The 3806-nt window shown below is 63.1% G+C and carries 5 protein-coding genes; all 5 read right to left on the reverse strand.

Translation table 11 applies throughout. The features are described 5' to 3' along the window. The coding region (locus HMPREF0178_RS00330; RefSeq protein WP_009367910.1) for a terminase gpA endonuclease subunit at positions 1 to 1959 on the reverse strand (1959 nt) is incomplete at its 3' end. Next, positions 1919 to 2683 (reverse strand): hypothetical protein, encoded by a 765-nt coding sequence (locus HMPREF0178_RS00335; protein ID WP_009367911.1) that lies wholly within the window; start codon positions 2681 to 2683, stop codon positions 1919 to 1921. The genes HMPREF0178_RS00335 and HMPREF0178_RS00330, both read right to left, overlap by 41 nt. Positions 2684 to 2830: 147 nt before the next feature. After that, positions 2831 to 3043, reverse strand: coding sequence for an anaerobic ribonucleoside-triphosphate reductase (gene nrdD / locus HMPREF0178_RS00340; RefSeq protein WP_009367912.1), 213 nt, complete (start codon positions 3041 to 3043; stop codon positions 2831 to 2833). Then, positions 3033 to 3500: a hypothetical protein gene (locus tag HMPREF0178_RS00345; RefSeq protein WP_198134969.1), complete on the reverse strand. Its 468-nt coding sequence runs from the start codon at positions 3498 to 3500 to the stop codon at positions 3033 to 3035. The genes nrdD and HMPREF0178_RS00345 overlap by 11 nt, the downstream gene beginning before the upstream one ends. Beyond that, positions 3497 to 3806 (reverse strand): DNA methyltransferase (locus tag HMPREF0178_RS00350; protein WP_009367914.1); only part of this gene is annotated, 310 nt, incomplete at its 5' end. The genes HMPREF0178_RS00345 and HMPREF0178_RS00350, both read right to left, overlap by 4 nt.

Here is a 3806-nt window from a genome sequence, read left to right on the forward strand (position 1 = left end):
CTCTGTGTGCGCGGGTTCCGGCTCCGGGGGTTCCCAGTTGCGGATGCCGAGTTCCCACGCGCAGACGAGCGCCATTACTTCACAGTCCCAGAAATGGTTGGGGCGCTGGTGGGGGTTCTCCCAGATCAGCTTTTCGGGGTTGAACACCTCGGCGCACATTTCCTTGGCGTAGTCGGCGAGGATGCCCCCCATTTCGCCGATGCCCTGTTGAACCGTGTTCGCGTGCAGCCAGAAGGTGCCGGGGTCGCCGGGCGTGACGGAGAGCTTTTCCGCGAGGTCGCCCTTGAAGAACGTGGTGTCCACGCGCCGGAGCAGCACACCGCCGGGGATTTTGATCTTGGAGCCCTTCGCGTCGGGAAAGAACTCGATGGGCGAGTAGCTTACTGGCGTGGCCATCTTTTGCTCACCCTTGAACGGCATGGCCCGGCCTCCCTGCTGCGCGCACCACGCGTAGACCTGTTTCGTGCGTCCCGGCGCGCCCATCGCGTCGATGACGCAGGCGCTGACGCGGTATTCGTTGCCCTCGGCGTCGCGGTAGACGTTGCGCCAGAGGGTCTGGGAGAGGGACTCGAACGTCGGCGCGGTGCCGCACTGGATGAGCCAGCTTTCCTCGGTGTCGCCGGGGGCGAAGGCCCGGATGACGTACCGGAAATACTTGGCCTGCGTGTCCACGCCCGCCACCAGCGCGGCCACGCGGGGTACGCCGCTGAGGGGGGCGGGCACGACACCGCGGGGGCGCATGTCGCACAGGGCGAGGAGGCCGTCTTCCTGCCGCTCGGCGCGGACTTCCTTCCACGGCTCGGCCTTGTATTGGTTCATGAAGTTCTTGAGGTCTTCGAGCCTGGTCGTCTTTTTCCACTTGAGGAAGGCGTGCGCCACTTCGGAGAGGGACACGAAATAGCTGTTCCACGCGGGCAGGTGGAAACCGATTTTGACCGGCCTGTGCTGGTGCAGATGGGCGAACAGCTCCAGCCCGGACGCTTTCTCCACCCAGAAGCCTTTGCGCACGGCCCGGTCGCGGTCGGCGTCCGACCACTGGCCGCCGCAGTGCTCGCACTGGTACACGGCCAGCCGCCCGGCGAGCACCTTCTCGGGGTCCCGTTCGCCTTCTGGCCAGCGGATCTGGTCGAACCTCATGAGCTGCGCGGCCCCGCAACAGGGGCAGATGACGTGGTACTCGAAGCGGGCATGGGCTTCCTCGGTATAGGCCGTCCAGACGGGGCCGTCTTCCGTGGTCGGCGTCGAGAGCTTGAAGATGAACTTGCGCTCCTTCCAAGAGATGGTGCGCTTTTCGGCAAGGCTTTCCGACGTCGCCTCCTTGCGCGGGTTCTGGTACTTGTCCAGCTCGTCCAGCACGAGGATGCGGATGGGCTTGTTGCCGAGCCGGGAGACGGAACCGGACCAGCCCAGATAGATGGGCATATGCTTCAAGTTGATGCGGATGCTTGAGGCGTCGTCGACGGCTCCGGAGAGGTAGCCGCGGAGGTGCCGGGAGTCCTGCAGCATGGGCAGGATGCGGTCTTTGGCGTTTTCCTTGGCCGTGATTTCGTCCGGGAAGACGACCATAGCCGGGCCGGGCGAGAGGTCGATCATCTGGGCGAGCACGTTGAGCGCGGCCTCCGAGCCGCCCGTCTGCGGCGTCTTGCATAGGATGACCACCTCCACGCCCGGGAAGCGGGCCGCGTCCATGACGCCGACAAGGTAGGGGGTGAAGACGTTCTGCCAGAGGCCGGGCAGGGACGACATGCGCACCATGCGGTAGCGTTCCGCCCACTGGCTGGGCGGCAGCCATTTCTGGCGGCGCATGACTATCCGTTCGGCCTTGGAGAAGGCAAAGCGGTAAGGGGACCCGCCCGCAAGAGCGCGGGCGAGTCCTTTGGGAAGCCATGAAGGGGCCTCCGCCAGCCGGACGCTGACGTCAGCTTTCTTCCTGTTCGGGGTTGAGGGACGGATCGTCAAGGTTGACCTCTATCTCCATCGGCTGGGCGTATTTGTTGCTCAGGCCGTCGATGACGGCCTCCATCTTGGCAAGGAAGCGGTGCGCCTGTTTGGGGTTGCCGTCCACCGTCTCGATGAGGTCCAGCGCCTGCGCTTCGACGGCGGACTTGAGCCCCGAGTTCAGCGTGACCGCCCGGGCGGCGAGTTCCTGCTCGACCATGTCCCGGGGGATGTACTTGCCCTCGGCGACGTCGGCGGCCAGTTCCTTGCGCCGGGCCTCGGCTTCCTTGATGCGGATGTCCGCGTTGTCCTTGCGGCGGACCCGTTCCTCGGCCTCCTGAGCCACCATTTCCGGCGTCTCGGCCATCGGCAGCGTGGTTCCGTACTTGTTGACGTTGCCCACGCTGAACGACAGGTCCGCGTTGCGACGCAGAATACCCTTCCGTATATCTTGATACAGTTTGCTTTTTTTGATTTTCCTGCCGTTTTTGAGCAGGTGTTCGAGTACGTCCGTTGCCGTTTTCAGCGTTTCGCGCTTTTCCGTCGTGCCCACTTGAGCATCCTCCAGCATTTTGCTTGCACGCTGGAGCGCCGCGAGGTTGGCATTGCTCGGGTCGTCTTTGACCGCCTTCTTTGCGGCTTCTTTAGCTTTTAGGAGGACGATGATGTCCGTGCCCTTGCTCTGTTCGAGCATGGCCTCAATCTGCGCGGCGCGGTCGCCAGCGGCGGTTTCTTTATCGGACATGCCTCGGTCTCCTATCTGTTGCTTGTGGTTCCCATACGCCTCCCTTGACTGGTCGTTGCAGGGAGGCTAGACACAACGGTGGATGAAGGGTGTTGGGCCTAGCCTGATTCCTTTGCCCGGGGCGGTAGGGTCAATACCGCCCCTTTTTTATTGCGTTACGTCATGACCACCTCCCACGGCATTTCCATCACTCATCCTCACGTGCTTCACGCGGTCCTTCACTTCGGCGCGCTTGGCGTCGTTGAAGCGGTCCACGGTGCCGACGAGATAACCCGTGATGCGCCGGATGCGCTCGAAACGGATGCCTTTTCCGGCGATGCCGTTTACAACGGGTAGGCCGTTCCATAGTTCATTTTCCATTGTTGTTCCTCATGGTTACGGGTTCGACATCGTCACACTGTAAAAAGACGGGGCCTGAGCTGTAAGAATTTACAGCGATGTGCCAGCGTCCGTCCGCACCAAGGATTGGAGGCGTGAGCGTCCATGTCAGCTCGTACTTCCGGGTTCCGTCCTCGGCTATTCCAGAAAAGGCCCGCACGCGTTGCCGTGCCGTCAGCTCCGGCCGCGGTGACGGCTCGGCAAAGGTGCCCATAGCGATAGTTGTGATGAGCGTTCCGAGGTCTTGCCGGTTGATGAACCACGGCGCGCCGTCGGCGGCATCGCACCAGCGCCGGTCGACGCGCATGCGGTATGTTCCGGTGGGGCCGCCGAATGGGGTGGCGTCGGCCAGCTCGATGCGCGTTGTCGTCGTGTTGAAACGCACACGAATTTGGGCGGAAAATTTCCGTTTTTGTTCGTATGCCGCTTTGGACATCATGCCGCTCCCAGTGTTGCGCCGTCAGCTTCGCGCAGGGCTTGTCCGTCGGTGTAGTCCTGCCAGCGCCGGATGATGACTTCGGCGAAGCGCGGGTCCAGTTCCATCGTGCGGCAGCTGCGGCCCAACAGCTCACAGGCCATCAGCGTCGAGCCGGAGCCGCCGAACGGGTCCAGCACCAGCCCTTTGGCCGGAGACGAGTTGGCCACCATACGCTCGATGAGCGCCACCGGCTTTGTCGTGGGGTGCAGATCGGACTTGGCGGGCTTGGGGACGGAGATGATTGAGCTGGCCAGTTCTTCGATGGAC

This window comes from Bilophila sp. 4_1_30 (assembly GCF_000224655.1).
Lineage (GTDB): Bacteria > Desulfobacterota > Desulfovibrionia > Desulfovibrionales > Desulfovibrionaceae > Bilophila > Bilophila wadsworthia.

Coding starts and splice junctions, on each gene's coding strand:
- HMPREF0178_RS00335 (WP_009367911.1), bottom strand. CDS start 2,683: ATGTCCGATAAAGAAACCGCCGCTGGCGACCGCGCCGCGCAGATTGAG.
- nrdD (WP_009367912.1), bottom strand. CDS start 3,043: ATGGAAAATGAACTATGGAACGGCCTACCCGTTGTAAACGGCATCGCC.
- HMPREF0178_RS00345 (WP_198134969.1), bottom strand. CDS start 3,500: ATGATGTCCAAAGCGGCATACGAACAAAAACGGAAATTTTCCGCCCAA.